This is a genomic window from Flavobacterium aquidurense, from assembly GCF_031458035.1.
Taxonomy (GTDB): domain Bacteria; phylum Bacteroidota; class Bacteroidia; order Flavobacteriales; family Flavobacteriaceae; genus Flavobacterium; species Flavobacterium aquidurense_C.
The window spans coordinates 121,490-148,070 of record NZ_JAVDXR010000008.1 but is presented as its reverse complement, the minus strand read 5'-3'; the positions used below and the strand labels follow the sequence as shown (position 1 = coordinate 148,070).

General features: G+C 33.0%; 23 protein-coding genes. 12 read left to right on the top strand and 11 right to left on the bottom strand.

Annotated features, from left to right (window positions below; translation table 11 throughout):
- The first annotated feature begins 3 nt into the window (after positions 1–3).
- The 6 genes from J2X17_RS14060 to J2X17_RS14035 all read left to right on the top strand — a co-directional run bounded on the left by J2X17_RS14060 (position 4) and on the right by J2X17_RS14035 (position 6,387).
- Positions 4–960: a glycosyltransferase family 2 protein gene (locus J2X17_RS14060; RefSeq protein ID WP_310299193.1), complete on the top strand. Its 957-nt coding sequence runs from the start codon at positions 4–6 to the stop codon at positions 958–960.
- Between the two features lie 129 nt (positions 961–1,089).
- Entirely contained in the window at positions 1,090–2,817 is a 1,728-nt protein-coding gene (locus J2X17_RS14055) for a phospho-sugar mutase (RefSeq protein ID WP_310299371.1), read from the top strand.
- 127 nt (positions 2,818–2,944) lie between these two features.
- Positions 2,945–3,154, top strand: a complete 210-nt coding sequence (locus J2X17_RS14050; RefSeq protein WP_310299370.1) for a PDDEXK nuclease domain-containing protein — start codon at positions 2,945–2,947, stop codon at positions 3,152–3,154.
- On the top strand, positions 3,155–4,984 hold the full coding sequence (locus tag J2X17_RS14045; protein ID WP_310299190.1) for an ABC transporter ATP-binding protein: 1,830 nt from the start codon (positions 3,155–3,157) through the stop codon (positions 4,982–4,984).
- Positions 4,985–5,097: 113 nt separating this feature from the next.
- Positions 5,098–5,799, top strand: a complete 702-nt coding sequence (locus tag J2X17_RS14040; protein WP_194658399.1) for a DUF2971 domain-containing protein — start codon at positions 5,098–5,100, stop codon at positions 5,797–5,799.
- Positions 5,800–5,955: 156 nt separating this feature from the next.
- Complete coding sequence (locus J2X17_RS14035) at positions 5,956–6,387, top strand: lipocalin-like domain-containing protein (protein ID WP_310299186.1); 432 nt, start codon at positions 5,956–5,958, stop codon at positions 6,385–6,387.
- A gap of 200 nt (positions 6,388–6,587) precedes the next feature.
- On the opposite strand, the gene J2X17_RS14030 is transcribed toward J2X17_RS14035, so the two are convergent.
- The 3 genes from J2X17_RS14030 to J2X17_RS14020 all read right to left on the bottom strand — a co-directional run bounded on the left by J2X17_RS14030 (position 6,588) and on the right by J2X17_RS14020 (position 11,608).
- Complete coding sequence (locus tag J2X17_RS14030) at positions 6,588–7,310, bottom strand: CREC-EF hand family protein (RefSeq protein ID WP_310299183.1); 723 nt, start codon at positions 7,308–7,310, stop codon at positions 6,588–6,590.
- A 134-nt stretch (positions 7,311–7,444) separates the two neighbouring features.
- On the bottom strand, positions 7,445–9,901 hold the full coding sequence (locus J2X17_RS14025) for a TonB-dependent receptor plug domain-containing protein (protein ID WP_310299180.1): 2,457 nt from the start codon (positions 9,899–9,901) through the stop codon (positions 7,445–7,447).
- 12 nt (positions 9,902–9,913) lie between these two features.
- Positions 9,914–11,608 (bottom strand): M23 family metallopeptidase, encoded by a 1,695-nt coding sequence (locus tag J2X17_RS14020; protein WP_310299177.1) that lies wholly within the window; start codon positions 11,606–11,608, stop codon positions 9,914–9,916.
- Positions 11,609–11,788: 180 nt separating this feature from the next.
- Between J2X17_RS14020 and J2X17_RS14015 the strand changes: the two genes are divergently transcribed.
- The 3 genes from J2X17_RS14015 to rny all read left to right on the top strand — a co-directional run bounded on the left by J2X17_RS14015 (position 11,789) and on the right by rny (position 14,150).
- Positions 11,789–12,079 carry a hypothetical protein gene (locus tag J2X17_RS14015; protein ID WP_310299174.1) on the top strand — a complete coding sequence of 97 codons (291 nt, stop codon included), beginning with the start codon at positions 11,789–11,791 and terminating at the stop codon, positions 12,077–12,079.
- Positions 12,080–12,085: 6 nt separating this feature from the next.
- Positions 12,086–12,379, top strand: a complete 294-nt coding sequence (locus J2X17_RS14010; RefSeq protein ID WP_026984116.1) for a cell division protein ZapA — start codon at positions 12,086–12,088, stop codon at positions 12,377–12,379.
- Positions 12,380–12,587: 208 nt separating this feature from the next.
- A complete protein-coding gene (gene rny / locus J2X17_RS14005; RefSeq protein WP_310299172.1) occupies positions 12,588–14,150 on the top strand; it encodes a ribonuclease Y in 1,563 nt (520 codons plus the stop codon).
- 76 nt (positions 14,151–14,226) lie between these two features.
- On the opposite strand, the gene J2X17_RS14000 is transcribed toward rny, so the two are convergent.
- The 4 genes from J2X17_RS14000 to J2X17_RS13985 form a co-directional block, all read right to left on the bottom strand.
- Positions 14,227–15,747: a sensor histidine kinase gene (locus J2X17_RS14000; protein ID WP_310299169.1), complete on the bottom strand. Its 1,521-nt coding sequence runs from the start codon at positions 15,745–15,747 to the stop codon at positions 14,227–14,229.
- A 143-nt stretch (positions 15,748–15,890) separates the two neighbouring features.
- Complete coding sequence (xerD, locus tag J2X17_RS13995; protein ID WP_310299368.1) at positions 15,891–16,787, bottom strand: site-specific tyrosine recombinase XerD; 897 nt, start codon at positions 16,785–16,787, stop codon at positions 15,891–15,893.
- A gap of 75 nt (positions 16,788–16,862) precedes the next feature.
- Positions 16,863–18,395, bottom strand: coding sequence for a hypothetical protein (locus tag J2X17_RS13990; protein ID WP_310299166.1), 1,533 nt, complete (start codon positions 18,393–18,395; stop codon positions 16,863–16,865).
- Positions 18,396–18,490: 95 nt separating this feature from the next.
- A complete protein-coding gene (locus tag J2X17_RS13985; protein WP_310299163.1) occupies positions 18,491–18,997 on the bottom strand; it encodes a hypothetical protein in 507 nt (168 codons plus the stop codon).
- Positions 18,998–19,278: 281 nt separating this feature from the next.
- Here J2X17_RS13985 and J2X17_RS13980 point away from each other — a divergent pair, with 281 nt between their 5' ends.
- From J2X17_RS13980 to J2X17_RS13970, 3 genes are all read left to right on the top strand, one after another.
- Positions 19,279–19,845, top strand: coding sequence for a porin family protein (locus tag J2X17_RS13980; RefSeq protein ID WP_310299161.1), 567 nt, complete (start codon positions 19,279–19,281; stop codon positions 19,843–19,845).
- A gap of 133 nt (positions 19,846–19,978) precedes the next feature.
- On the top strand, positions 19,979–20,392 hold the full coding sequence (gene aroQ / locus J2X17_RS13975; RefSeq protein ID WP_310299158.1) for a type II 3-dehydroquinate dehydratase: 414 nt from the start codon (positions 19,979–19,981) through the stop codon (positions 20,390–20,392).
- Positions 20,393–20,460: 68 nt separating this feature from the next.
- A complete protein-coding gene (locus tag J2X17_RS13970; RefSeq protein ID WP_310299155.1) occupies positions 20,461–22,950 on the top strand; it encodes a DUF5686 and carboxypeptidase regulatory-like domain-containing protein in 2,490 nt (829 codons plus the stop codon).
- Positions 22,951–23,035: 85 nt separating this feature from the next.
- Here J2X17_RS13970 and J2X17_RS13965 read toward each other — a convergent pair whose 3' ends face one another.
- From J2X17_RS13965 to J2X17_RS13950, 4 genes are all read right to left on the bottom strand, one after another.
- A complete protein-coding gene (locus J2X17_RS13965; RefSeq protein ID WP_310299152.1) occupies positions 23,036–23,911 on the bottom strand; it encodes a cation diffusion facilitator family transporter in 876 nt (291 codons plus the stop codon).
- Between the two features lie 10 nt (positions 23,912–23,921).
- Complete coding sequence (gene murA, locus J2X17_RS13960; RefSeq protein WP_310299149.1) at positions 23,922–25,235, bottom strand: UDP-N-acetylglucosamine 1-carboxyvinyltransferase; 1,314 nt, start codon at positions 25,233–25,235, stop codon at positions 23,922–23,924.
- A gap of 201 nt (positions 25,236–25,436) precedes the next feature.
- Positions 25,437–26,159: a DUF4290 domain-containing protein gene (locus J2X17_RS13955; protein ID WP_074659573.1), complete on the bottom strand. Its 723-nt coding sequence runs from the start codon at positions 26,157–26,159 to the stop codon at positions 25,437–25,439.
- A gap of 3 nt (positions 26,160–26,162) precedes the next feature.
- The gene (locus J2X17_RS13950) at positions 26,163–26,459 is read right to left on the bottom strand and encodes a DUF493 family protein (RefSeq protein WP_310299146.1); all 297 of its coding nucleotides are present in this window, start codon (positions 26,457–26,459) and stop codon (positions 26,163–26,165) included.
- Positions 26,460–26,581 lie beyond the last annotated feature (122 nt).

Genomic DNA, 26,581 nt, shown 5'->3' with positions numbered 1-26,581 from the left:
TAAATGAATTTATCTATACTTATACCGCTTCTAAACGAGGAGGAATCACTGAAAGAACTCTATTCGTGGATTATTAAAGTGATGCAATCTAACAATTACTCTTATGAAATCATTTTTGTGGATGATGGAAGTACGGATGATTCTTGGAATATTATTGAAAGCTTTTCAAACGAGAATCCAAATGTAAAAGGAATTCGTTTCATGAAGAATTTTGGAAAATCACAGGCTTTGCATGCTGGTTTTGCAAAAGCAAAAGGTGATGTCATTATCACTATGGATGCCGATTTGCAGGACAGTCCTGATGAGATTCCGGGTTTATATGATATGATCACCAAAGAAAAATTCGATTTGGTTTCTGGTTGGAAAAAGAAACGTTACGACTCTGTGGTAGCAAAAAATTTACCTTCAAAATTATTTAACTGGGCTGCGAGAAAAACTTCCGGAGTTGAATTGAATGATTTTAACTGCGGATTAAAAGCATACAAAAATACGGTTGTAAAAAACGTTGAAGTTTCGGGCGAAATGCACCGTTACATTCCGGTTTTGGCAAAAAATGCCGGTTTTAATAAGATTGGAGAAAAAGTTGTAATTCACCAGGCGCGTAAGTATGGTGAAACCAAATTTGGAATGGAGCGGTTTATAAACGGTTTCCTGGATTTGATTACGATTTGGTTTTTATCGAGATTCGGAAAAAGACCAATGCACTTGTTTGGCGCAATGGGTTCTTTGATGTTTATTATCGGATTTTTATTGGCGGGATATATTGGAATTTCAAAATTGTACCATATGTATAATGGTATGAAATACAGCTTGATCACCAGTAATCCTTGGTTTTTTATCGCTTTAACAACAATGATTTTAGGAACTCAATTATTTTTGGCAGGTTTTCTTGGTGAAATTATTTTGAGAACTAAAAACAATGAATCTCGTTACAAAGTAGCCCGAGAGGTTAATTTTTAACGTAAATCACTAGCCCTGACAGAAGGGAAAATCCTTTTTTATTGTTTTTTCTACAATAAAAAAGATTGGAATGATGGCAGGAAATAGCTTCTGAAAATTATTATTACTAAAATATAAAATATACGAATGATGAATATAGCACCTGATATTTTGAATGCTGTAAACGAATGGTTAACGCCAACATTTGACAAAGAAACTCAAGCGGCGGTTAAGGAATTAATGACTACGTCGCCTAAAGAACTAGAAGAAAGTTTTTATAAAAATCTTGAATTTGGAACTGGCGGAATGCGTGGTGTGATGGGCGTTGGAAACAACAGAATCAACAAATACACGCTTGGAAAAAATACGCAGGGTTTATCTGATTATTTACATGAAGTTTTCCCAAATCAGCCTATAAAGGTTGTTATTGCTTATGATTGTCGTCATAACAGTAATACCTTGGCTAAGGTTGTTGCGGATGTTTTCTCGGCAAACGGAATTCAGGTTTATTTATTTTCTGATTTACGACCAACTCCTGAGTTGTCTTTCGCGCTTAAATATTTAGGTTGCCAATGCGGAATCGTTCTTACAGCATCGCACAATCCACCGGAATATAACGGTTATAAAGTGTATTGGGAAGATGGTGGACAAATTGTCCCTCCGCAAGATGCGGCAATTATTAATGTTATCGAAAATTTAGGTTACGATAAAATTAAGTTTGACGCAAACGAAAGCTTAATAAAATATATTGATACTGAAATCGATAAGGCTTTTATAAAATCTTCTATCGAAAATGCCAGTTTTAATACTCCGGCTGAAGCCAAAGATAATTTACAGATTGTTTTTACTTCATTGCACGGAACTTCAATAAAATCTATTCCTGATACTTTATCTCAGGCTGGCTACAAAAATGTCCATATTGTTCCTGAGCAGGCAATTCCTGACGGAGACTTTCCAACGGTAAAATCTCCAAATCCTGAAGAACCTGAAGCTTTAACTATGGCTTTGGCTTTGGCTGATAAAACAAATTCGGATATCGTTGTTGGAACAGACCCTGATTGTGATCGTCTTGGTGTTGCTGTTAGAAATAACGAGGGCAAAATGATTTTATTGAACGGTAATCAAACCATGGTTTTAATGACTTCTTTCTTATTGAAACAATGGAAAAAAGCAGGAAAAATCAATGGAAAACAATTTGTAGGATCGACCATTGTTTCCACTCCAATGATAATGGAACTGGCAACAAGTTACGGCGTTGAATGCAAAGTGGGTCTGACTGGTTTTAAATGGATTGCCAAAATGATTAAAGATTTCCCGGAACTTCAATTTATTGGCGGTGGTGAGGAAAGCTTTGGTTTTATGGTTGGCGATGCTGTTAGAGATAAAGATGCCGTTGCTGCTACCTTATTAATATGTGAAGTTGCTGCGCAGGCAAAAGCCGCAGGAAGCAGTGTTTACAAAGAACTTTTACAACTGTATGTTGAAAATGGTTTTTACAAAGAATATTTGGTTTCACTAACCAAAAAAGGAATGGAAGGGTTACAGGAAATTAATCAGATGATGATTGATTTACGTAAAAACCCATTAAAAGAAATCAACGGGCAACGTGTAATTATGGTTGAAGATTACGACTCATCAATTGCTTTGAATTTATTGACTGGCGAAGAATCTGAAATGGATATGCCAAAATCAAATGTATTGATTTATTATACTGAAGACGGTTCGAAAATCTGCGCAAGACCAAGTGGAACGGAACCAAAAATAAAATTCTACATTAGCGTTAATGCAGAATTGGATTCAGTTGCCAATTTTGATGCTGCAGAAAGTTTCTTAGATGAAAAAATTCAGAATATCATTACTGATATGCGATTGAAATAAAAATAATGAGTGACAAACTCTTTATAATCAAATTACAATTGTGCACACATTGTGTGCACAATTAAGTATCTCTAAATATTTAGGACTCTAATTTACGTTTAGAAATAATGTAAATTAGAGTTTTTTTATTAAAAAAAAGCAAAAAAAAAGCAAAAACAAACCAATTGGATTAATTTTGTGCAGTGAAAAATCTCCTGAACAAATTAATTATTTAATGCTCGATAACGACGAACAAATCAAAGTATCAGCATATTTAACCCAATTGCCAGAAAAAAAATTACTGCTGGAAAAACTCGAAAGAGCCATTGCCATAGCAGAAAATAACATCAAAAAATAAATGAGTAATTTCAAAAAAATAGTTCCTTTTATATATCCGTATAAAAAATACGCCTATCTAAACATCTTTTTTAATGTTTTGTACGCACTTTTCAGCACACTTTCGTTTGTTGCCTTAATACCAATGCTTCAGGTTTTATTTGAAAAAGGAAAAACAATCACAACAAAACCAGTATATACAGGATTACTACACATTAAGGAATACGGAGAAAATTATTTAGGTTATTATATCACCACTGCAAAACAAGATCACGAACCTGGTTTTGTATTATCTATTATGGTGGGAATTATTATTTCGATTTTTTTACTTAAAAACTTAGCTGATTATTTAGCTATGTTTTTTATTAATTTTTTGCGAAATGGTGTTTTAAAGGACATGCGAAATGCTTTGTACAAAAAAACACTGGAATTACCTTTGGCTTTTTATTCTGAAACAAGAAAAGGAGATGTTATCTCAAGGATTTCTGCTGATGTAAATGAAGTTCAAACCTCATTTTTGGCTATCCTTGAACTTATCGTAAAAGAACCTTTAACGATAATTTTCACGATCAGTACTATGCTTATTATCAGCACTAAGTTGACATTGTTTGTATTTATTTTTATTCCTGTTTCCGGTTATATTATTTCATTAATTGGAAAACAACTTAAAAAACAATCAAGCAAAGCACAACAAGAACAAGGTACTTTTTTATCTACTATTGAAGAAACAATTGGAGGTCTAAAAGTAGTAAAAGGATATAATGCTGAAAATTATTTTAATACTGTTTTTCAAAATTCAACAGAACGCTTTTTCAAATTATCGAACAGCATTGGAAATCGCCAAAACTTAGCTTCTCCGGCAAGTGAATTCATGGGAATCACTGTAATTGCAATATTACTTTGGTACGGAGGTCAAATGGTTTTGATTGAAAAAACACTTGATGGCCCGTCGTTCATTGCCTATATGGGACTAGCATACAATATTCTGACTCCTGCAAAAGCAATCTCTAAAGCTTCATACGGAGTTAAAAGAGGAAATGCTGCAGCTGAACGTGTTCTTGAAATTTTAGAACAGGAAAACACCATTACATCTAAAGATAGAGCTGTTGAAAAAACAACTTTCGATGACAATATTAAAGTTCAGAATATCAACTTTAAATATGAAGATGAAACGGTTCTAAAAGACTTTTCTCTTGAAATTAAAAAAGGACAAACTGTTGCACTTGTTGGGCAATCTGGAAGTGGAAAAAGTACTATTGCAAACTTATTGACTCGTTTTTACGATGTGAATGAGGGAACGATTTCTATTGACGGAATCAACATCAAAGACATGAATTTACAGTCGCTGCGTAGCTTAATGGGCTTGGTTACACAAGACAGCATTTTATTTAATGACACTATCAAAGCCAATATTGCATTAGGAAAATTGGATGCAACTGACGATGAAATTATCGAAGCATTGAAAATTGCAAATGCTTTTGAATTTGTAAAAGAATTGCCTTTAGGAATTTATACAAATATTGGTGACAGCGGAAACAAACTTTCTGGAGGTCAAAAACAACGTTTATCTATTGCTCGTGCAGTATTGAAAAATCCTCCGATTATGATTTTGGATGAAGCAACTTCAGCATTGGATACGGAAAGCGAAAAATTTGTTCAGGTCGCTTTAGAGAATATGATGCAAAACAGAACTTCGATTGTAATTGCGCACCGACTTTCAACCATTCAAAAAGCCGATGTTATTATTGTAATGCAAAAAGGAAGGATCGTTGAACAAGGAACTCATGACGAATTAATCGCTCACAACGGCACTTATAACAAATTGGTTACAATGCAGTCTTTCGAGTCATAAGATTCAAAAAAAACAACTCATTTACACAGATTAAGGAAATATTAAAACTATATTTAATTTCTTTAATCTGTGTTTTATTTCTAACTTTATGTAGATTATTTAATTTTCCAAAAATGTATCTTAATAATCCAAACATAAAACTTCCTGACGACCCCGATACTATTGTCTGGAAATACCTTGACTTATCTAAATTTCTTGATTTACTGCTTTCGAAAAAGTTATTCATGTCGCGTTCTGATAAATTCGAAGATCAGTATGAAGGCACTTTTAGCGAACCTACTTTTGAAGAGATTAAAAAACTCGCCATTGACAATCCTGACTTTTTAAAATACTACAAAACACAGCGTGAACAAGTTGCGATTAGCAGCTGGCATATCAACGAATACGAATCGTTTGCCATGTGGCAGATTTTCACCCAAAACAGTGAAGGTTTAGCGATTCAGTCAACCATTGGAAGATTGCAAAAAGCAGTAAAACCAGAAAATAATTTCGATCAATATATTGGTGAAGTAAATTATATCGATTACAGGAAAGAATATATTCCGTTTGATGATTTGTTCTTTCCGTTTTTATTTAAACGAAAAAGCTTTCAATATGAACGCGAAGTCAGGATTCTAACCGACACTTCAAAAAGCACAATAAAACTAAACGACGGCTTAAAAATCAATGTTGACATCAATCAATTAATTGAAAAGATATACATCCACCCAAAATCTGAAAACTGGTATAAAAAGCTCGTTATCGAATTGGTGGAACGCCTGGGATTTGGCTTTGAAATTGAAAAATCAGATTTGGAAAGCGATATTTTGATTTAGATAAATACACTTAAACCATTACACTATAGTGTTAAATTTCATAAAAAAGTTTTCTTTTTGTAAGAAAAAAATTATATTTGAATTTATGCCGCATTTGGATCAATTATTCTATTGAATTTGAAACTCACGTAAATCTCTAATTTTAAAAATAAAAAAATGTCAAAAAAAATTTTAACATTGGGAATGCTAGTAGCATTTTTTTTCACTTCTTGTAAAGAAACACCAAAACAAGAGACAGTAAAACAAGAAACACCAAAACAGGAAACAAATAAACAAGATGTCTCTGTATCTAAAGCGAATAAAGAAACCAATCCATTAATTGGCTCCTGGATAGAACCAATTCCTGGTCAGGAAAAAAAAGTACAAGGAATAAAGATAAATGATGACGGTACTGCAGAATCTATCAATATGGCAACATTACTTTATAAAAAATGGTGGGAAAAAGATGGAAAATTAATTTTAGTATCTGAAAGTATTGGAAATCATAGCTCCGGAATTGACACTCTGGAATATAAAATCGTTGTTCTTAACAACACAGATTTAGAGCTAAAAGATGGAAATTATAGTTTAAAATATAAAAGACAATAAAACGCAAAGTGTGACCAAAAGTGGATATCTATTTTCATGATTTTTTATGGCATTTTGGTTTTTCAACGTCATATTTCATTAAAAACAAAATTCCAATTCTATAATTAAAAAAGCCATTTGAAAATATAAATTCTCAAATGGCTTTTTTAATTATAAAGATTTAAAACCTTAGAATCTCAGTACCTCAGCACCTTAGAACCTCAGATAGGTTTATAACTTTTAACTTCCCACTTTTTAGAGGCCAAATCAATGTAATGATAATGCAAGACATCATTTTTATCGAATTGTCCATTTTGGTTGGTATCTTCGATTGTTCTAAAGTATAAACGACTTTTAGATTCTATTAAACTCCAATCAACCAATTCCTGAAAATCTTCTGAAATCTTAGTAAAATTTTCTCCACTAATATTACTCAGGTACAAAGTTTTAATATCACTGGTATCAATTTTACCATCTTTATTGGTGTCAGCATCGGCTAATGTATAAACCATAACTTGGTTTTGAGTTCTGTCTGCAACGGCTTTTAGATATGTTGCAGTTAAAATCAAAGCAGGTTTATCTGTTAAAGGACGAATCGAATCTGAATCAACTCTTTGAAATTTCAGGTTTTGCAAATAACCTGTGATTTCATATTCGCCTAAGTTTGAAATCGTAAAGCTCACATCATTTACACTCGAAGATCCATAACGTGCTTTTGAACCTCTTTCAAAAACCCTTAAATCTCCAACCGGATGAATTAAATAATTTGTTCCCTGCATCTGAATAGGCAAATCAGCCACTTCTATTTGCGTAGAATCAGTTTTCGTTATAACTTTTGCTTTATTTGAAGCATCATAAATTACTTTCGGCTTCTGCGCTTCATCTTTACAACTCACTACTGTACCGATGATTACTAAGGCGATATATTTTAAATAGTTTTTCATTTAAGCTAATTATATTGGAATATCAAATATAGTATTTTTGATTGTATTATTTATTGTTACTAACCAACTCGAAGTCTTGTATATTTTTCAAACGTTAAAAATTCATTTCTTATTGCCGAGTTAAAAATCCAATATTAAAACCTCGCATTAATTTTCACATTAAAAACTCTGGAAGTCATATAATTTGGAATAGCGTATTGATTTTTAGAATATACATCGCGAACCCATGTATTGGTAATTGCATTTTGATTATTGAAAAGATTATAAATCTCTAATCCTACGGATAATTCTTTAAAGCTTTTCAACCAATTTGCTTTAGCCACTTTAGTACTACTGTCCACAAAAACTTTTGCAAAACCAATATCTGCCCTTCTGTAATCATTCAATCTGTTTTGATACAAATAAGGATCTGAATATGCCGGCGCACCACTTGGCAAACCCGTATTATAAACTAGATTCAAATACAATTTCACACTTGGAATATTCGGCATATAATCCTGAAACAACATTGCGAATTTCAAGCGCTGATCTGTTGGTCTGGCAATATAACCTCTATTTTCATAATTTTCTTCGGTCTTCAAATAACCAAAACTAACCCACGATTCAGTTCCGGGCACAAATTCGCCGTTCAATCTAAAATCTAAACCTTGCGCATACGCTTTTGCATTATTGTTGGCAATATATCGAATTCGGACATTATCAATTGAATATACATTTACATCAGAAAGTGATTTGTAATATAGTTCCGTTACCCATTTGAAAGGGCGATTCCACATTTTGAAATTATAATCATTGCTTAAAACGATGTGAACGGATTCCTGCGCTTTCACATTCGGATTCACCACTCCATCTATATCACGAAGTTCCCTGTAAAAAGGTGGCTGATGATACAATCCTCCAGAAACCCTGAAAACCATATCCATATCCCAATCTGGTTTTATGGCAAATTGTGCACGCGGACTAAAAACAATTTGATTTTTTCCTTCTACAGCTGCTCCGGAAACATTCCAGCTCTGAAAACGAGCACCTATATGATACCAAACCTGATTAGAACCAATTGCAGTTTTCTGGTTCCACTGTGCATAACCCGAAATTCGATTTATAGTATTAAAATTTGTCGCACGAATGTCCTGATAAGGTAAAAGTGATCCGGTATAAGGCTGATAAGGCTGATTGTTTTTAGGCAGAATCACCAAAGGAGGATTTATAGAAAAGCCAGCAGAATCGATTACTTCCCATTCTACCACTCTATCGCGAATTGATTCTCTTGTATATTTTAAGCCAAATTCTAACTGCCTGTCATTTTTCCATTCTTTAAAACCTTTGATTTCGATGTTTGCAATTAAAGCATCTAAATCATTTCGGGCATGATTGAGCTGAGAACCAATGCCACGTGTGAAATCAATATTTTCAGTGTCATCATCAGTAATATTTCCTAAACGATATTGTGCCGAAATATCAAAATGTTCCTGCTCTTTGGTATGAAATAACGAGCCTATTAATTTTAAAGTAAAATCCGGCGCAACTTTGTAAGTTGTTTTCAGAGCCCCAAAATAAGTTTTGTATTGGTCATCTTCCTTTCCATCATAATAAACCCGCAACGCCATTGGCTGATCTACTGTTCCGAATTTAGTCTCACGGCTTAATGGTTCGTATAAATATGTATTTTGAGATATATTCCCTAAAAAGCTCATTTGCCATTTTTTGGAAATGTCGTACGTAATATTCGTTTGAATATCCGCAAATGTTGGTGTATAGTTCGTTTCTGTATCCTGACTATTTACCAGCAAACTATTATTTCTATAACGAACACCGGTAACCGCAGACCATTTTTTATTTTTAGAAACAAGATCGACTGCAGCACTTCCTCCTAAAAAACTAGCTTCAAAAGCAGCTCCAAACTGAGTTGGTTTTCGATATGTAATATCCAAAACTGATGATAATTTATCTCCAAATTTTGCCTGAAATCCACCTGCAGAGAAATCTACATTCTGCACCAAATCGGTATTAGTAAAACTTAAACCTTCTTGTTGTCCTGAACGAATTAAAAACGGACGATATACTTCGACTTCATTGACATAAACTAAGTTTTCATCATAATTCCCTCCACGAACTGCATATTGTGTACTCAGTTCATTATTAGAATTTACCCCTGGCAAAGTTTTCAGAATATTTTCGATTCCGGCATTTGCCCCGGGAATCCTTTTTATTGTAGCAACATCTATGGTAGTAATTCCCTGAACGCGTTTTTTATTTTTGGAAGATACAAATACCTCTCCCATTTGTTCTTCAGAATTATTCATTATTGGATTAAAAACAAAAATTTCATCGGGCGTTAAATTCACTGTCAAACTCATCATTTTTAAAGAAATATGAGTGAAGATCAAGGATATTTTTTTATTCGAAGGTATTTCAATTTCAAAATATCCATTTGAATCAGATTGCGCGACATTACTTAAAGCAGTAATATTCACATCTGAAACCGGGCGATTTTCATGATCTAAAATAATACCTTTTACGTGAGCATTTTGAGCAAATGAGACGCAGCTGCATAAAAAAAGGAAAACAACTATTAATTTCTGATGACTCAAATGCTTTTGATTTTATTTTTGTTGACTTCTAAAAAAATGAGTTTCAAAGATAGCAGAATTACCTACATTATCCATCACTTCAATTTTTAAATCATTTGCTCCTTCAGCCAATAATGCATCATCAAATTTATGCGTTATTTTTCTGGTTTTGTTATCATATTCAAATAAGACCCAACTTCCGTTTAGATATCCATTGTACGATTTAATACCTGATAAACTATCATTGATGGTAAACTGAATTGCTTTCACATCACTAATCCATTTACCCTCAATTGGTTTTGTAATTGCAATTGTAGGAGCGATCGTATCGAGAACTAAACCAAATTGTCCTAACGTTTTGGACTTGGCAGTAAAAACATCATTTTTTCTTGTTGTTGCATTAAAACTTTTACTACTTCCACTAATTCTACCAATAAAAAGTTTGTCACGAAGATTTTCGGCATACGAACTGTCTTTAATGGTAATTGTAAAATTGGAATGAACAGGAACAACATCATCATGAATATAAATACGGTTATTTTTTACATCAAAATTCAAATTAAAATCATCATAAAAAGTGCCTGCAGGGAAAAATACCGACATATTATCTTTTTCGAAATTGGAATCTTTATTGACTTTTATGAAATATTTTGAAGTTACAGGTTCTGCATTTACGATTGGCGTTTCAATATCATATTCAATTGGAACAGTTATCGAACTTAAATTCCCAAAATAATCCGAAACCTCAATGCGATAAGACAAAGCCAAATTTGGTTTAACCGGAATAACCCCATGAAGAGAATCAGATTTAACTATACTAAGGGCAAAAGGCGTTTTCATAAAAAGCTTTTGCACACGCTGTCCAGATTTTTTATATTTTGGATAATCAATTAATGCGTTGACAAAACGCATTTCATCAAAAGAATACGTATTGAACTGATAATTATAATTTGGATCTCCGTTGATAAATGTGGAAACATTAAAAACTCCATTTTTATTAAAAGAAACATCATCAAAATCTACAGCCGAAATTCCAAAACCTATTTTTCCATTTGCTTTTACCTTGCTCGCCAGATAAGTTCCATCTTTTTGAAGTGAAACATTTAGCAGCAATGGCTGTTTAGATTGATTTACCGTTGTATTATCCAATGGATAAACATACAGACTTGAAATAGTTGGTTTTTTATTATCGTTTAAATTTTTATCATATCCAAAAAACATTGGATTAACAACAAACTCCGACTTTGTATCTCTAATTTCAAAATGTAAATGAGGGCCTTCAGACGAACCTGTATTTCCAGAAAGCGCAATCAGCTGGCCTTTCGTAACAGGCAATTCACCCGGTTTTAGGAACATCTCAATTTCAAAAGCTTTTTCTTTATAATGCGTTTTTTGAACATACTCCTGAATTGCGCCTACCGTGGTTTGCAAATGTCCGTAAACAGATGTATAACCATTAGGATGCGTGATGTAAATACATTTTCCGTTTCCAAAAGTGGAAATTTTTATTCTCGAAACGTATCCGTCAGCAACTGCATAAACATTCAGACCTTCTCTTTGATTCGTTTTTAAATCGAAACCAGCGTGAAAATGATTTGGCCTCAGCTCCCCAAAATTACCAGAAAGCTGCATCGGAATATCTAAGGGCGGGGCAAAATAATCTTTTGGATATTGAGTCTGAGCAAAGATAAACTGGCAAAATAATATTGTAAATACTGAAAATCTCATAAGGAACATTTTTGCTAAGATAAAAAAATAACAGGCGAAATCCGACAATAAATAAGACAAAAATACAATTGATTGAATTTCATTAATTTGTCTATTTTTAATGCAAAAAAATCGATAAAAAATTGCATTAATAAAAAGGAATACTAACTTTGTATGATTAAGTAATGAATAGGATTTATAATGAGTGTAATTGCCGAAATAATTGATACTCTTGAATATAAAGTCGAGAAGCTTTTTGAAAAATCAAAAGGTTTAGAGAAAAACAATCAGGAATTACGATTACAATTAGCCAAAGCTACGCAAATCATCCAGAAACAATCTGAAGAAATGGAGGCTTTGAAGAAGCAATATGATACACTTAAAATAGCCAATTCGTTGCTCGGCAGCGACAATAACAAGAGAGAGACAAAGCTTAAAATAAATTCATTAATTCGCGAAATTGATTACTGTATAGCACAACTATCAGATTAGAAAAACATGGACGGAAAGCTTAGAATTAAAATATCAATTGCAGACCGCGTTTATCCGTTAACGGTTGAACCGGTTCAGGAAGAAGGACTTAGAAGTGCTTCGAAAAAAATTGATGCCATGATTAAGCAATTCGAAGAAAGTTACGCGGTTCGTGACAAACAAGATGTATTGGCTATGTGCGCACTGCAATTTGCATCACAGGTCGAACAAAAACAAATTGATAATGCGATAGATGGTGAAGAAACCATCGAAAGAATTAAAAGATTAAATTCGCTATTAGATCAATATCTCGAAAATTAAACGTTCTTTACAGAAACTAAGATACTGCCTACATTAGTTCACAATTGGTAAACTCAACACTAACAATTTAGAATGAGCAAATCATCACTACTATAGCATGCCTTGCTTCGGCTAGGAAACTTGAACAGTGAGTTAGCTCAAAACTTGTCTTTACGAGTTTATTCAAGCAATTAATGTAGGCTTTTTTTATATATAAATTTAAACAAACATGGACATAATAACGATCATTATTTCAGGTATTATAGGTATTGCAGCAGGTTTTGGAATAGCTAAAATTATCGAAAAAAGCAATATTTCTAACCTAATTAAAAATGCTAAAAAAGAGGCAGCTTCAATTTTAAAAGATGCTAATTTAGAAGCTGAAAATATTAAAAAAGACAAAATCCTTCAGGCAAAAGAACGATTTATAGAATTAAAATCAGAGCACGAACAAGTTATTTTGGCGAGAGACAAAAAAGTAGCTGAAGTAGAAAAAAGAGTTCGCGATAAGGAATCTCAAGTATCAAATGAGCTTTCGAAAGCAAAAAAAGTTAATGATGATTTTGAAGCTAAAACATTAGAATACAACAACAAAATTGAAGTTTTAGACAAAAAGCAAGCTGAAGTTGACAAATTACATAAGAGTCAGTTACAGCAATTAGAAGTTATTTCAGGACTTTCTGCAGAAGAAGCAAAAGAGCAATTAGTGGAAGGCTTAAAAGCTGAAGCTAAGAGCAAAGCTATGTCTCACATTCAGGATACTATTGAAGAAGCTAAACTTACTGCTCAACAAGAAGCTAAGAAAATTATCATCAATACAATTCAGAGAGTTGGAACTGAAGAAGCAGTTGAAAATTGCGTTTCTGTTTTCAATATTGAATCTGATGATGTAAAAGGTAGAATTATTGGCCGTGAAGGACGTAACATTAGAGCTTTAGAAGCTGCAACAGGCGTTGAAATCATTGTTGACGATACGCCTGAAGCTATTATTCTTTCTTGTTTCGATCCAGTTCGTAGAGAAATTGCCCGTTTGTCCTTGCACAAATTAGTAACTGACGGACGTATTCACCCAGCGAGAATTGAAGAAGTTGTTGCTAAAACAGCTAAACAAATCGATGACGAAATTATCGAAGTTGGTAAACGTACTGTAATCGACTTAGGAATTCACGGTTTGCATCCTGAATTGATTAAAGTGGTTGGTAGAATGAAATACCGTTCATCTTACGGACAGAACTTATTGCAGCACTCGAGAGAAGTTTCTAAACTTTGTGGTATCATGGCAGCCGAATTAGGATTGAATGTAAAATTGGCTAAAAGAGCTGGTTTACTTCATGATATTGGTAAAGTTCCGGATACTGAAAGTGATTTACCTCACGCATTATTAGGTATGCAATGGGCGGAGAAATACGGTGAAAAAGAAGAAGTTTGTAACGCTATTGGAGCTCACCACGACGAGATTGAAATGAAATCATTATTATCTCCGATTATTCAGGTTTGTGATGCTATTTCAGGTGCAAGACCAGGCGCAAGACGTCAGGTTTTGGATTCATATATCCAACGTTTGAAAGATCTTGAAGAAGTAGCATACGGATTTACAGGTGTAAAAAATGCTTATGCAATTCAGGCCGGTAGAGAACTTCGTGTAATTGTAGAAAGCGAAAAAGTTTCTGATGATAATGCAGCAAATTTATCATTTGAAATTTCTCAAAAAATCCAAACAGAAATGACTTATCCGGGTCAGGTAAAAGTAACTGTAATTAGAGAAACCAGAGCAGTTAACATTGCGAAGTAATCTCTTATACTTTATAAAAACAACAAAAGGCTATCAATCGATAGCCTTTTGTTGTTTTTATATTTATCTCAAACCTTTACATGTCATTAAATACGATTTTAAAACTTGTACCTACTCCTACTTCACTTTCAACTGTAACAGTTCCTTTCATAGCTTCAATTTGATTTCTGGTAATGTATAAACCAATCCCCCTGGCTTCTTCATGCTTATGAAAAGTTTTATACATTCCGAACAACAATTCGCCATGGACAGCAAGATCAATACCTAAACCATTGTCTGTAATTTTCAATGATTTATAACCTTCCTGCTCAATTCCAAAATCAAAAATTATAACAGGATCCCTGTCAGGATGCGCATATTTAATCGCATTCGTAGCAAAGTTTAACAAAACACTTTCAAGATAGGCAGGATTAAAATTTATAGTCAGATACTTCGGTACATTATTAATGATAGTAACCTTTTTTTCCTTGTCATACCCTTTAATAGTCGCGATGGTCTTTTCGATGTATTCACAAAGTTTTAAAGGAACAACAGCAATATTAATGTTACTTTGGGTTTTCACAATCTGCGTTAAATTTGAAATTGTGTCATTAAGGTCGTTTGAAACCGTTCTTAAATGCACCAACATTTCATTTACAGTCTGTTTATCAACATCGGCATCAATAAAGTCTAAAATTGATTTTATATTTCCGGCCTGTGTATTTAAATTATGCGAAACGATATGTGAAAAATTTAAAAGCCGACTATTTTGATCGCTATATAATTTCATTGTCTTGATAAGCTCCAACTCTTTTTCCTTTTGCAAAGAAACATCTGTATGCGTACCCAAAACACGCAATGGTCTGCCGTTTTCATCTCTTTCTATCACTTTTCCACGGTCTAGAATCCATTTATAATTTCCGCTTGAAGTCATAACACGATGATAATTTTCATAGTACGGAACCTTATTATCGAAATGTTCGTGTATATCGGAATAATATTTAGGTAGATCATCTGGATGTACAATTTTATCCCAACGCTCAGGATCATCAAATATATCATTTGATTCTAATTCCAATATTTTAAGCGAAAGTGATGAATAGAAGACTCTATTCGTAACCATATCCCAATCCCAGACACCAACTGTTGATGCATCAAGTGCAAATTGAAATCGTTCCTCAGAAATTCGGAGTTTCTCTTCTTTATCTTTTAAATCAGTAATATCAGAAACATGTCCGAAAAAACTAACACTTCCATCATGAGACAATTCTGTTTTAGAAGAGACCTTAAACCAACGCAACCCTCTTTTTGGCAAAATAGCCCTAAATTCAATCTCCCACGGCTGTACCTCCCGTCGCGCCTTCAACAAAGACTGAAAAAACAACTCCTGGTCTGACGGGAATATACGATCATAAATAATTAGTTTGGTTTCATTTGAAAATGTACCTGATGTAAGTTCAAAGATCTCATTAGCCGATTTACTTATTAAAGGAAAATAATAATTATTATTTCTGTCTATAACAAATTGAAAAAGCAAATCAGGCATTTCAGCCAATAATTTTTTATAAAAATTATTAACTTCCAAACAATCCTCATTCCCATATAAATCAAAGCCCATACAATACTTATTTAAACAAATTGGATTATCAAAATAACCTTTTAAAACCAAAAAGTGCAGTTTATCGATTTTATCTGCATTTAACAGAATTTAACATACAAGATATTAATTTTTCAATAAAAATGCCAATTATCAAAATAAAATTATTTTCTTGGGTGAAAAGAATGCATTACTTCTTTCAAAAAACTTCTGTCTAAGTGCACATAAATTTCTGTTGTCGTAATCGATTCATGACCCAACATAAGTTGAATTGATCTTAAATCGGCACCATTTTCTAATAGATGGGTTGCAAAAGAATGGCGCAAAGTGTGGGGACTAATATTTTTTTTCAGACCGATTTTTACTGCGAGATCTTTTATGATTGTAAAAATCATGGCGCGCGTTAATTGATTACCTCTACGGTTTAAAAACAAGGTATCTTCAAAACCTTTTTTGATAGTTAAATTTACGCGAACATCTTTCTGATAAATCTGAATATATTTCTGCGTCAATTTGCCAATCGGAACAAAACGTTCCTTGTTTCCTTTTCCGGTAATTTTTATAAAACCTTCCTCAAAAAACAAATCTGAAATCTTTAGCGAAACTAATTCTGAAACACGAAGTCCGCAACTATACAAAGTTTCCAGCATGGCTCGATTTCGTTCCCCTTCGTTCGAACTTAAATCGATTGCTGCAATAAGCGCATCAATTTCCTGAACAGCCAAAGTATCAGGTAATTTACGTCCTGTTTTTGGGGTTTCAATTAATTCCAAAGGATTATCATTTCTATAATCCTCAAAAACCAAATAATTAAAAAAACTTTTAAGTCCTGAAATAATACGTGCCTGCGAACGCGGATTTACTTGTTTAGAAATGTGATATATAAATTGTTGAATGGTTTCATCAGTAATTTTTAAAGGAGAAATTTCTATTTTATTTTCATCCAAAAAAAGACAAAGTCGTTCAATATCGAAACCATAATTTTCGATTGTGTTTTTAGACAAACCTCTCTCGATTCGTAAATACGATTGATAATCTTTTATATAGCGGTTCCAATTCATATTTACAAAGTAAAACATTTTTTGAGCATAAAAAAACCTTCCTAATTCGGAAGGTTTTTTTATATAATTATCTTTCTATTGAACACGCATTGGCTCAACACTTATAGAATATAATCCAGAATTATACTCTCTTGTAGTATAATCTGTCCCAGATTTACTAACAATAATATTATCTGCAAAATTTACGATAACTTCACCCAACATATCATTACCTTGAGTAAACGTTTTTTGCACAGTAGCAGTGCTAGTATTTTCTAAACTGGCTCCGAACTTCAATCCAACTTTTTGTATTGTTCCTTCTATTGAAAAATTTGTTGCAAACTTGACAGTTCTACTATCTGTTAGCACAGTTGTTTCTGTTAAATCAACCTCTTCGATATCTATTTTAATAGAAGATGCATATTGATCTAAATCCCAATTAAATATTGGTATATTTAAATCCATTTTTTTTAAAGCACTAATACCATTAAAAATATAAATAGTTCCACCAAAAAGAGTACTCTTTCTAAATTTAATATCAAATAAATCCTCACCTTTAGCTGTAAAATACTTTATAATTTCACTTCCTACACCATTTTTTGCATTAACAATTATTCTTACTTTAAACTCAAAATAACCACCAGTCCAAGCAGATTTTTGAACTGCACTAAAGCCATACACCTCACTATAATATGTGTCGCCAGTTTGATCGGCAATTTTATTATATGCCGCTGTTGGGTCTCCTTGTAAAGAAAACGACTTAATCCCTTCTTGAAAGTCATATTTAAACGGCCCTTTTGGACTTGACGGTGTAATATTATAGTAAATATAATCTCTCTGCCATCCATCAACATTACCGCCAGTATAAATATCATATGCAGTCACTATTTTAGAATCTAATAAATTTGGATTTACTGTTCGTGATGTCGTATTATTCAATTTCTTTGATCCGTCAAAACAATCATCTATAAATTTATAATCTAAACCATTAATTTTAGCGACATAACTTGTTTTAATATTTTTAGCTGAGGAATCACTACTAATTACAATTCTTTCATTATCTTTTAAAACAATTACAGGAAACCCAGGAGTATATTTTGCTTCAAGAACTTCTTCACTTCCGTCCTGATTTATAATTGGAATATCATTACTTGTAGTAAGTCTAATTGCTACTTTAGGGACTTGATTTGCAGTATCCCATATTTTTGCAGAAAACGAATTTTCAGGTAGTTCAGGAACTAATATAGTTAACGTAGGATTATTAAATTCAATTTGATTTAACAATTCTTCACTCCCTAAATTTTTCAAAATGCTTTCTCTAACTGTTAGATTATTTTCAAGTTTTTCATTCTTGATTATTTGATACAAAACCTCATAATCATTATCAAACATTTTCAAAGATTCATTCTTAATTAAATCTCTTAACATTTTACTTTCCTTCAATGATTTCATAAGTGCTTTACCGAACTCTCTTTTTAAGCTCGAATTGGCATCGTATAAATTATCAACTTTTAATTCATTATTCGATTTACCCTGAAAACTTTTATCATTCCCATCCTGATTATCACAACTAATAATACCAAGAGAAATCACGCCTACTAAAATCAGCATTTTAAAATTTACTTTCATAATATTTATTTTTAAAATTTAAATTATAACCTAAAAAAAAGCCTTCCCAAATAAATCAGGAAGGCAAGAACAAATTAACTAAAAATCGTTTTTTTTTAGAAGTGTAATGCAAATCCAATGTTAAATTGGAAAGCGCTTTTAGAAGCGTCCTCATTTAAAGATACATTGTAACGAATACCTGGTTCAACAGAAACATTTTTTCCAACAAACCAAGCATACCCACCTTGTAATCCTAAATAAGAAGGATTTTCGTCATAGCCTTTATAACTCATTCCGTTATAAGAAACCTCTAAAGGAAATTTGTTCGCTACATAGTACTTAGCACCAACTTTGTAAGCGAAAACACTGCTATCTCCACCGTCATCTCCGTAACCTAAACCTAACTTTACAGCTAAATTATTAGCTACAAAATAACCACCTTCGGCTCCTACATTCCAAGATGTATCTCCATCCTGAGATGTCAATCCAAATGATGTAGATCCAACTCCAGAACCAAAACCAGTGTTAGCCTCAATTAACCATTTTCCTTTTGCGGTTTGCTCTTGTGCGTTTACGAAACCGAAAGCCAATACTGCAACAGCAGCAAAAATAATTTTTTTCATAATTCTTTATTTTTAAAATTTGGCACAAAATTAAGAATTAACCTACTAAAAAATATCGAGCTTTAAACAGAAAAACAACAAAATAGGACAAAGTTTAAACATCAAATTAATACCTTGAAAAACAATGTTTTAAAAATTTATTATCAAAATAAAACACGCAAATGAATAAAAAAGAAGACTTTTATTACTATTTAACCCCAAAAAAAAACAATAAAACTACCATTCTGTAGTTTTGTTACTGTAGTTTTGTCAATATAACAACAATTTTAATTTAAAAAATCATGAAAAAAGCACTTTTAATAGCTGTAATGTTCCTTGCAACTTCAGCTACAATACATGCACAATTATTAAAACTCGGAGTAAAAGCAGGGGTAAACTTTGCAAGCCAGCCTGGTGACGCATCATTAAACGGTGTAGCATTTGATAAAGACGGAATTACCAGCTATCATATTGGAGTCGTGGCAGAAGTAAAATTATTAGAAAAATTCGCTATTCAACCAGAGCTTTTATATTCAACTCAGGGAGCAACGTACAAATTTGCTGATGCACAGGAAGATTTTAAAAATGAATTAGCCTATTTATCTATCCCTGTAATGGCTAAAATCTATATGACAAAATCATTAAGCTTAGAAGTTGGACCGCAAGCTTCATTTTTATTAAGCCAAAAAAACAAAGTAAATATCGAAGATGCTAATACTTTTGATTTTGCTCTTAACGCAGGTTTAGGATTAAAAATCACAGAAAGTATATTTGTACAAGGTCGTTATAGTTTAGGATTAACAGATGTTTCTCCAAATGCGGATATTAGAAACTCAGTAGTGCAACTTTCAGCTGGATTTATGTTCTAAAAAGAATATCACATAGTTTTATAAAAACCGTTCTATTAATTGGAACGGTTTTTTTATTTTTACATGCTTTGTGAAATGTTTTCTGTGAATTCTAAAATGAACCCAGATCACTTTAATAAATTAAAAATCATCTATGAAAATCTGCATCATCAACGGACCTAATTTGAATCTTTTAGGAAAAAGAGAACCTGAAGTTTACGGAAGCCAAACTTTTGAAGATTATTTTGAAACGTTGCAACAGAAATTCCCAAACATTGAACTTTCCTATTACCAAAGTAATATTGAGGGTGAACTGATTGGTAAAATTCAGGAATGCGGATTTACTTATGATGGTATAATTTTAAATGCCGGCGCTTACACCCATACTTCGATTGGTTTAGGTGATGCCATAAAAGCGGTCACAACTCCGGTGATTGAAGTACATATCTCAAACACTTACGCCCGCGAAAGCTTCAGACATCAGTCATATTTATCAGGAAATGCCAAAGGTGTTATTTTAGGATTTGGATTAAAAAGCTACGAATTAGCAATCCTATCTTTCCTGTAAAGTATTTTAACAAATTATTAATAAGCTCGCTTATAACTTATTATATTTTTGTGAGAGAAAAAACTTTCATGAGAAACTATACTTTACTTGCCTTTTTATTTTTTTCCATTTCAAACTTTGCGCAAATCAAAGGAACTATAACCGACGAAAAAGGAAATCCTTTGCCGTTTGTTTCTGTTTTTGAGGAAAACACCTATACCGGAACCACTTCGAACGAGCAAGGAAATTATCAGCTCAACGTAAAAGAAATTGGCAAAAATAAAATAACTTTTCAGTATTTAGGTTTTAAAACTCAGAAAATAGCCGTTGCTACAGATTTAAAAACAGTTATTTTAGATGTAAAACTTCTGGAAGAAAATTTCGAATTAAATGAAGTTGTAATTGATCCGAAAAACAATCCTGCCAACGCGATTATAAAAGGTGCGATTGCACACAAAAAAGAAAACTCGGAAAAAACAGCACGATATACTGCCGATTTTTATTCGAAAGGAATGTTTAAAGTCAAAGATTTACCAAAGAAGATTTTGGGACAAAAAGTTGATTTAGGTGAAGATATGTCTTCAAACCTAGATTCCACAGGAACAGGAATCCTTTATTTATCTGAAACTATTTCAAAAATTACATTCGAAAAACCCAATAAACTAAAAGAAAAAATCATTGCTTCTAAAATTTCCGGAAACAATAAAGGATATAGTTACAATACGGCATCTTTATCCACTTATGATTTTTACGAAAATACTTTAGAATTCGATGTAAACCTCATCTCGCCTATTGCAAATAATGCTTTTAATTATTACAAATATAAGCTTGAAGGTACTTTTTACAATGACAACAATCAGCAGATTTACAAAATTAAAGTAACCCCAAAACGTGATAAAGAACCTGTATTTGAAGGTTATATTTACATTGTCGACGATAGTTTTGCGATTTATGCGATTGATCTGGATATAAAAGGATATCGCATGAAAAATGAATTTACGGAAATAATGACGCTAAAACAGAGTTTCAGTTATAATTCAAAAAACAAAATCTGGTCTAAAAATGCGCAGACACTTTCGTTTAATGCAGGTATTTTTGGAGTTAAATTCTCAGGAACATTCAATTATATCTATTCTAATTATGAATTTCCAGCTTCATTTGAAAAGAAAACGTTCGGAAATGAAATTGTAGCTTTTGAAGCCAATGCCAATAAAAAAGATGATGCTTTCTGGAATGAAATACGTCCGATTCCCTTAACGATTGAAGAAAGCTCAGATTATAACAAAAAAGATAGTCTGCAAACTATCAGAAAATCCAGAAAATATACCGACTCAGTAGATGCAAAAAACAACAAATTTAAAGTTTGGGATATTCTAATGGGTTACGATTACAAAAACACTTTCAGGAAACATTCGTTTGAATATAAAGGCCTATTAAATTTGACATCGTTGAGTTTTAATACTGTTCAGGGATTTAATTTTGACACTGGCTTTTCATTTAAAAAATGGAATGAAGATAAAGGAAAAAGCACCTCGCTAAGTACTACTTTTAATTATGGTTTTTCAGATCAACGTTTCCGAGTAACCGGAGATTTCAGTCATCGTTTCAACAATATTAACTATGCGACAATTTCGGCCTCCGGAGGCACGAAAGTGACTCAATTTAATGGTGCTGAACCTATCAGTAAGTTTGTCAATTCAATAAGCTCTTTATTTTTCAAGGACAATTATATGAAGTTGTATAATTTAGAATATGCACAAATCAATTATTCTCAAGATGTTGCAAACGGAATTAATCTGAATGCAAAAATGGCTTACGAACAACGAAAACCTCTCTTCAATACAACAGATTATTCGTTCTTTAAAAAAGATGATATTTATTCATCAAACAATCCACTGGCACCTGACGATTTTACAACATCAGCTTTTAGCCAGCATCATTTATTTAAAACTGCATTGAGTGCGAGAATTAACTTTGGAAACAAGTATATTTCAAGACCCGACGGAAGATTTAATGTTAAGGACGAAAAATATCCTACTGTATTTTTAGTATTTGAAAAAGCATTTGCTGCGAGCGAGAAAAAATATGAATTTGAAAGAGTTGGTGCATCTGTTTTATATGATTTCTCTCTGGGAAATAAAGGACTTTTAGGAATGAATTTTAGAGCTGGGAAATTCTTTAATGCTGAGAATATTGCTTTTATTGATTACAGACATTTTAACGGAAACCAAACCCACATCGGGACAAGTGAACGTTATTTGAACGTTTTTAACTTAATGCCGTATTACTCAAACAGTACTAATGACAGTTATTTTGAAATGCATTTGGAACACAATGATATGGGATTTGTAATGAATAAAATTCCGTTATTGAATCTTTTAAAATCGACTATGAATCTTGGATTTCATTCGTTGGCAATTCCAGACAGAAAACCTTACACTGAATTTACAGTTGGTTTAGATAATTTAGGCTTTGGCAAATTCAAAGTGTTCCGATTGGATTATGTACATTCATATCAAGGGGGAGTTCAGCAAAATGGTGTTGTTTTTGGATTGAAGATTTTAAATGTTTTAGATTAAGGTCCAGAGGAACAAAGGTTCAAAGGGACAAAGGCTAAAACTTCTAACCTTTGTCCCTTTGAACCTTTGCAACTTTGAACCTCTCCTAGTGATAATCATCCGGTTCAATATGAATCAGGACATTTCCCAATTGCGGTATTTTTTCTTTTAAAGTATCTTGTAATTTATGAGATAAATCATGTCCTTCTTTTACAGAGATTTCAGCAGAAACGATGGCATGAAGATCAACATGATATTTCATTCCGGCTTTACGGATAAAACATTTTTCAGTTCCCAAAATTCCGTTAACAGTTAAAGCTTTCACCCTAATTTCTTCTACCAAATCATCATTTAAATTTTCGTCCATTATTTCGCCAAGCGCGGGTCTGAAAATTTTGTAACTGTTGTATAAGATAAAAAAAGCAGCAAAAAGCGCCGCCCAATCATCTGCAGATTCGTAACCTTTTCCCATAAACAGCGCAATCGAGATTCCGATAAACGCCGCGACCGAAGTAATGGCATCACTGCGATGGTGCCACGCATCTGCGGCCAATGAAGAACTGTTGGTTTGTTTACTGCGTTTCATTACCACACGAAATGAATATTCTTTCCAGATAATAATTGCGCCTAAAACATACAATGTCCAGGACTTTGGTAAATCATGTGGGTTTTGAATATTTCCGATACTTTCGTACCCAATAATTGTTGCCGAGGTAATTAAAAATCCAACAACTAAAAATGTAAATAACGGTTCTGCGCGCCCGTGCCCGTACGGATGATTTTCATCTGCCGGTTTATTAGAATACTTAATTCCAACTAAAACCAAAAAGGATGAAAATATATCTGCCGTCGACTCAATTGCGTCTGCAATTAAGGCATAAGAATTGCCAAAAAAACCTGCTAGCCCTTTTAAGATGGCCAAGCAGGTGTTTCCAGCTATACTAAAAATAGTAGCTTTTATAGCTTTTTGTTCATTTGTCATTTGAGACTTTTTATGCTCTCACGATTTTGGCACCAATAGCTCTCAAACGCTCATCGATACGCTCGTATCCACGGTCGATTTGTTCGATATTTTGAATTGTACTTGTCCCTTTTGCTGAAAGAGCAGCAATTAATAATGAAATCCCGGCACGAATATCCGGAGATGACATAGTTGTTGCTTTTAATTGAGATTCGAAATTATGTCCCATAACCACTGCTCTGTGCGGATCACATAACATGATTTTTGCTCCCATATCGATTAATTTATCTACGAAAAACAAACGGCTTTCGAACATTTTTTGGTGAATTAAAACATCACCTTTCGCTTGTGTTGCCACAACTAAAACGATACTCAATAAGTCAGGTGTAAATCCTGGCCAAGGTGCATCAGCAATAGTTAAAATAGACCCATCAATATCTGTTTTTACTTCGTACCCGTCTTTGTGAGCTGGAATATAAATATCATCATTACGTTTTTCAATTGTAATTCCAAGTTTTCTGAAAGTATTCGGAATCAAACCTAAGTTCTCCCAGCTTACATTTTTGATTGTGATTTCACTTTTTGTCATTGCAGCAAGACCAATCCAGGAACCAATTTCGATCATATCAGGAAGAATTCTGTGCTCACATCCTCCAAGGCTTTCAACACCTTCGATCGTCAATAAGTTTGATCCAACTCCTGTGATTTTAGCTCCCATTGAGTTCAACATTTTACACAATTGTTGCAAGTAAGGCTCACAAGCTGCATTGTAAACTGTGGTTTGCCCTTTTGCCAAAACAGCAGCCATCACAATATTTGCTGTTCCGGTAACTGATGCTTCATCCAGTAACATATCTGTTCCTTTCAACCCTTCCGCCGGAGATTCTACTCCGTAAAAGTGATCTTCTCTATTATATCTGAATTTTGCTCCAAGGTTAATAAAACCTTCAAAGTGTGTATCTAATCTACGACGACCAATTTTATCTCCTCCTGGTTTTGGAATATATCCTTTTCCGAAACGAGCCAAAAGCGGTCCAACAATCATAATAGAACCACGAAGCGCTCCACCTTCTTTTTTGAAAGCTTCCGTTTCTAAATATCCAACATTAACCTCATCAGCCTGAAACGTAATCGAACCCGGTTCATTGCGTTGAATTTTAACTCCTAAATTACCCAACAAAGTGATTAATTTATTGATGTCAATAATATCGGGAATATTATTAATTCTCACTTTATCCCCCGTTAGAAGCACGGCACATAAAATTTGTAATGCCTCATTTTTTGCTCCTTGCGGAGTGATTTCTCCTTTTAAAGGAATTCCTCCTTCGATTTTAAATACTCCCATATTTCTTTTTTAGATTCTGAGTTACTAAGGTTCTAAGTTTCTAAGGTTTCTTTTGAGATTAAGATCTTAGTTATTTAGCTGCTTAACAACTTTATTTATTTTTATGATTGTTATTTTAAAAGCTTGTAAGTTTCTGATAGTCCGTCGTTCTGAGTTTAAAAAACTTAGCACCTTAGAATCTTAGTACCTTAGCCCCTTTTTTTATTTCTGATTATTGTTTTTTTGAAATGGTTTTGGTTTTCCCGGGCCTTTATTGTTTTTGTTGCTTTGGATTTTTGGCTGTCCTGGTGGCGTGATCTTATTTGACATACGTTTATTAGTACGCAATAAATCAGTTGTATTTAAAAGCTCTTCCGTACTTTGCAGCAAGTTGATTTTTCCTCCGGATAATTCAAATAAATGTTCAAAAATCACATCATCTTTAACTGTGTCTTTGTTCCAGCTTAAATATGATTTTTTCATATGATTGGCGATTACCAACACCAATGCGTTTTTCATTTCACCTTCTTCCCATTTATTGGCAACATCAATCATGTATTTGATATTATTACCGTAAAATCTGTATTTCGGAAAGTTTTGCGGATACTGTAAAACATCTGGTTTTAACTGCAATACATCGCGAGACGGAATTGGATATGGAGATTCTACATCTAATTTAAAATCAGACATAATAAAAAGCTGATCCCATAATTTATGTTGAAAATCGGGTACATCACGCAAATGCGGATTCAAGCTTCCCATTACCTGAATGATGTATTTCGCGGCTTTGTTGCGCGTTTCAGCATCTTCAATAATAGTAGCCTGATCGATCAGTTTTTGCAAATGACGACCATATTCAGGAATAAGTAAACGCTGTCTTTCAGAATTATATTCTAAGTTAAAAACAACGTCATTTGCGACTTCTTTTTTATATTTTTCGACCATAAGTTATAATGAAACTATACCTTCTATTGTAGATACTTCTTTGTATTTGGCAATCACATCGTCAGAGCTATTCATCGTAACATCTACAGAAACACTGGTAAATTTACCAGTTTTCGATTTTGTTGTTTTGATAACCGCTCCCATATTGTCAAACGCTTTTTCAACTCGCTCAACATTATCGCCTACTGAAGGCATTATAAATTTATACAAATATTCTGCTGGCCAAGTATTTGAATTATCTAACTCAACCTTTAATCTTTCGTAAAATTCGGCGGTGTTTTTTTCTTTATCGTTCTCCATTCGTAATTAAAAATAAACGCAAATATACGGTTTTGATTTCAGATTTTAGATTTTAGATTTTAGATTTTTCAGAATGAAAAGCTGACCGTTTTTTTGCCACGAATTTCACAAATTTTCGCTAA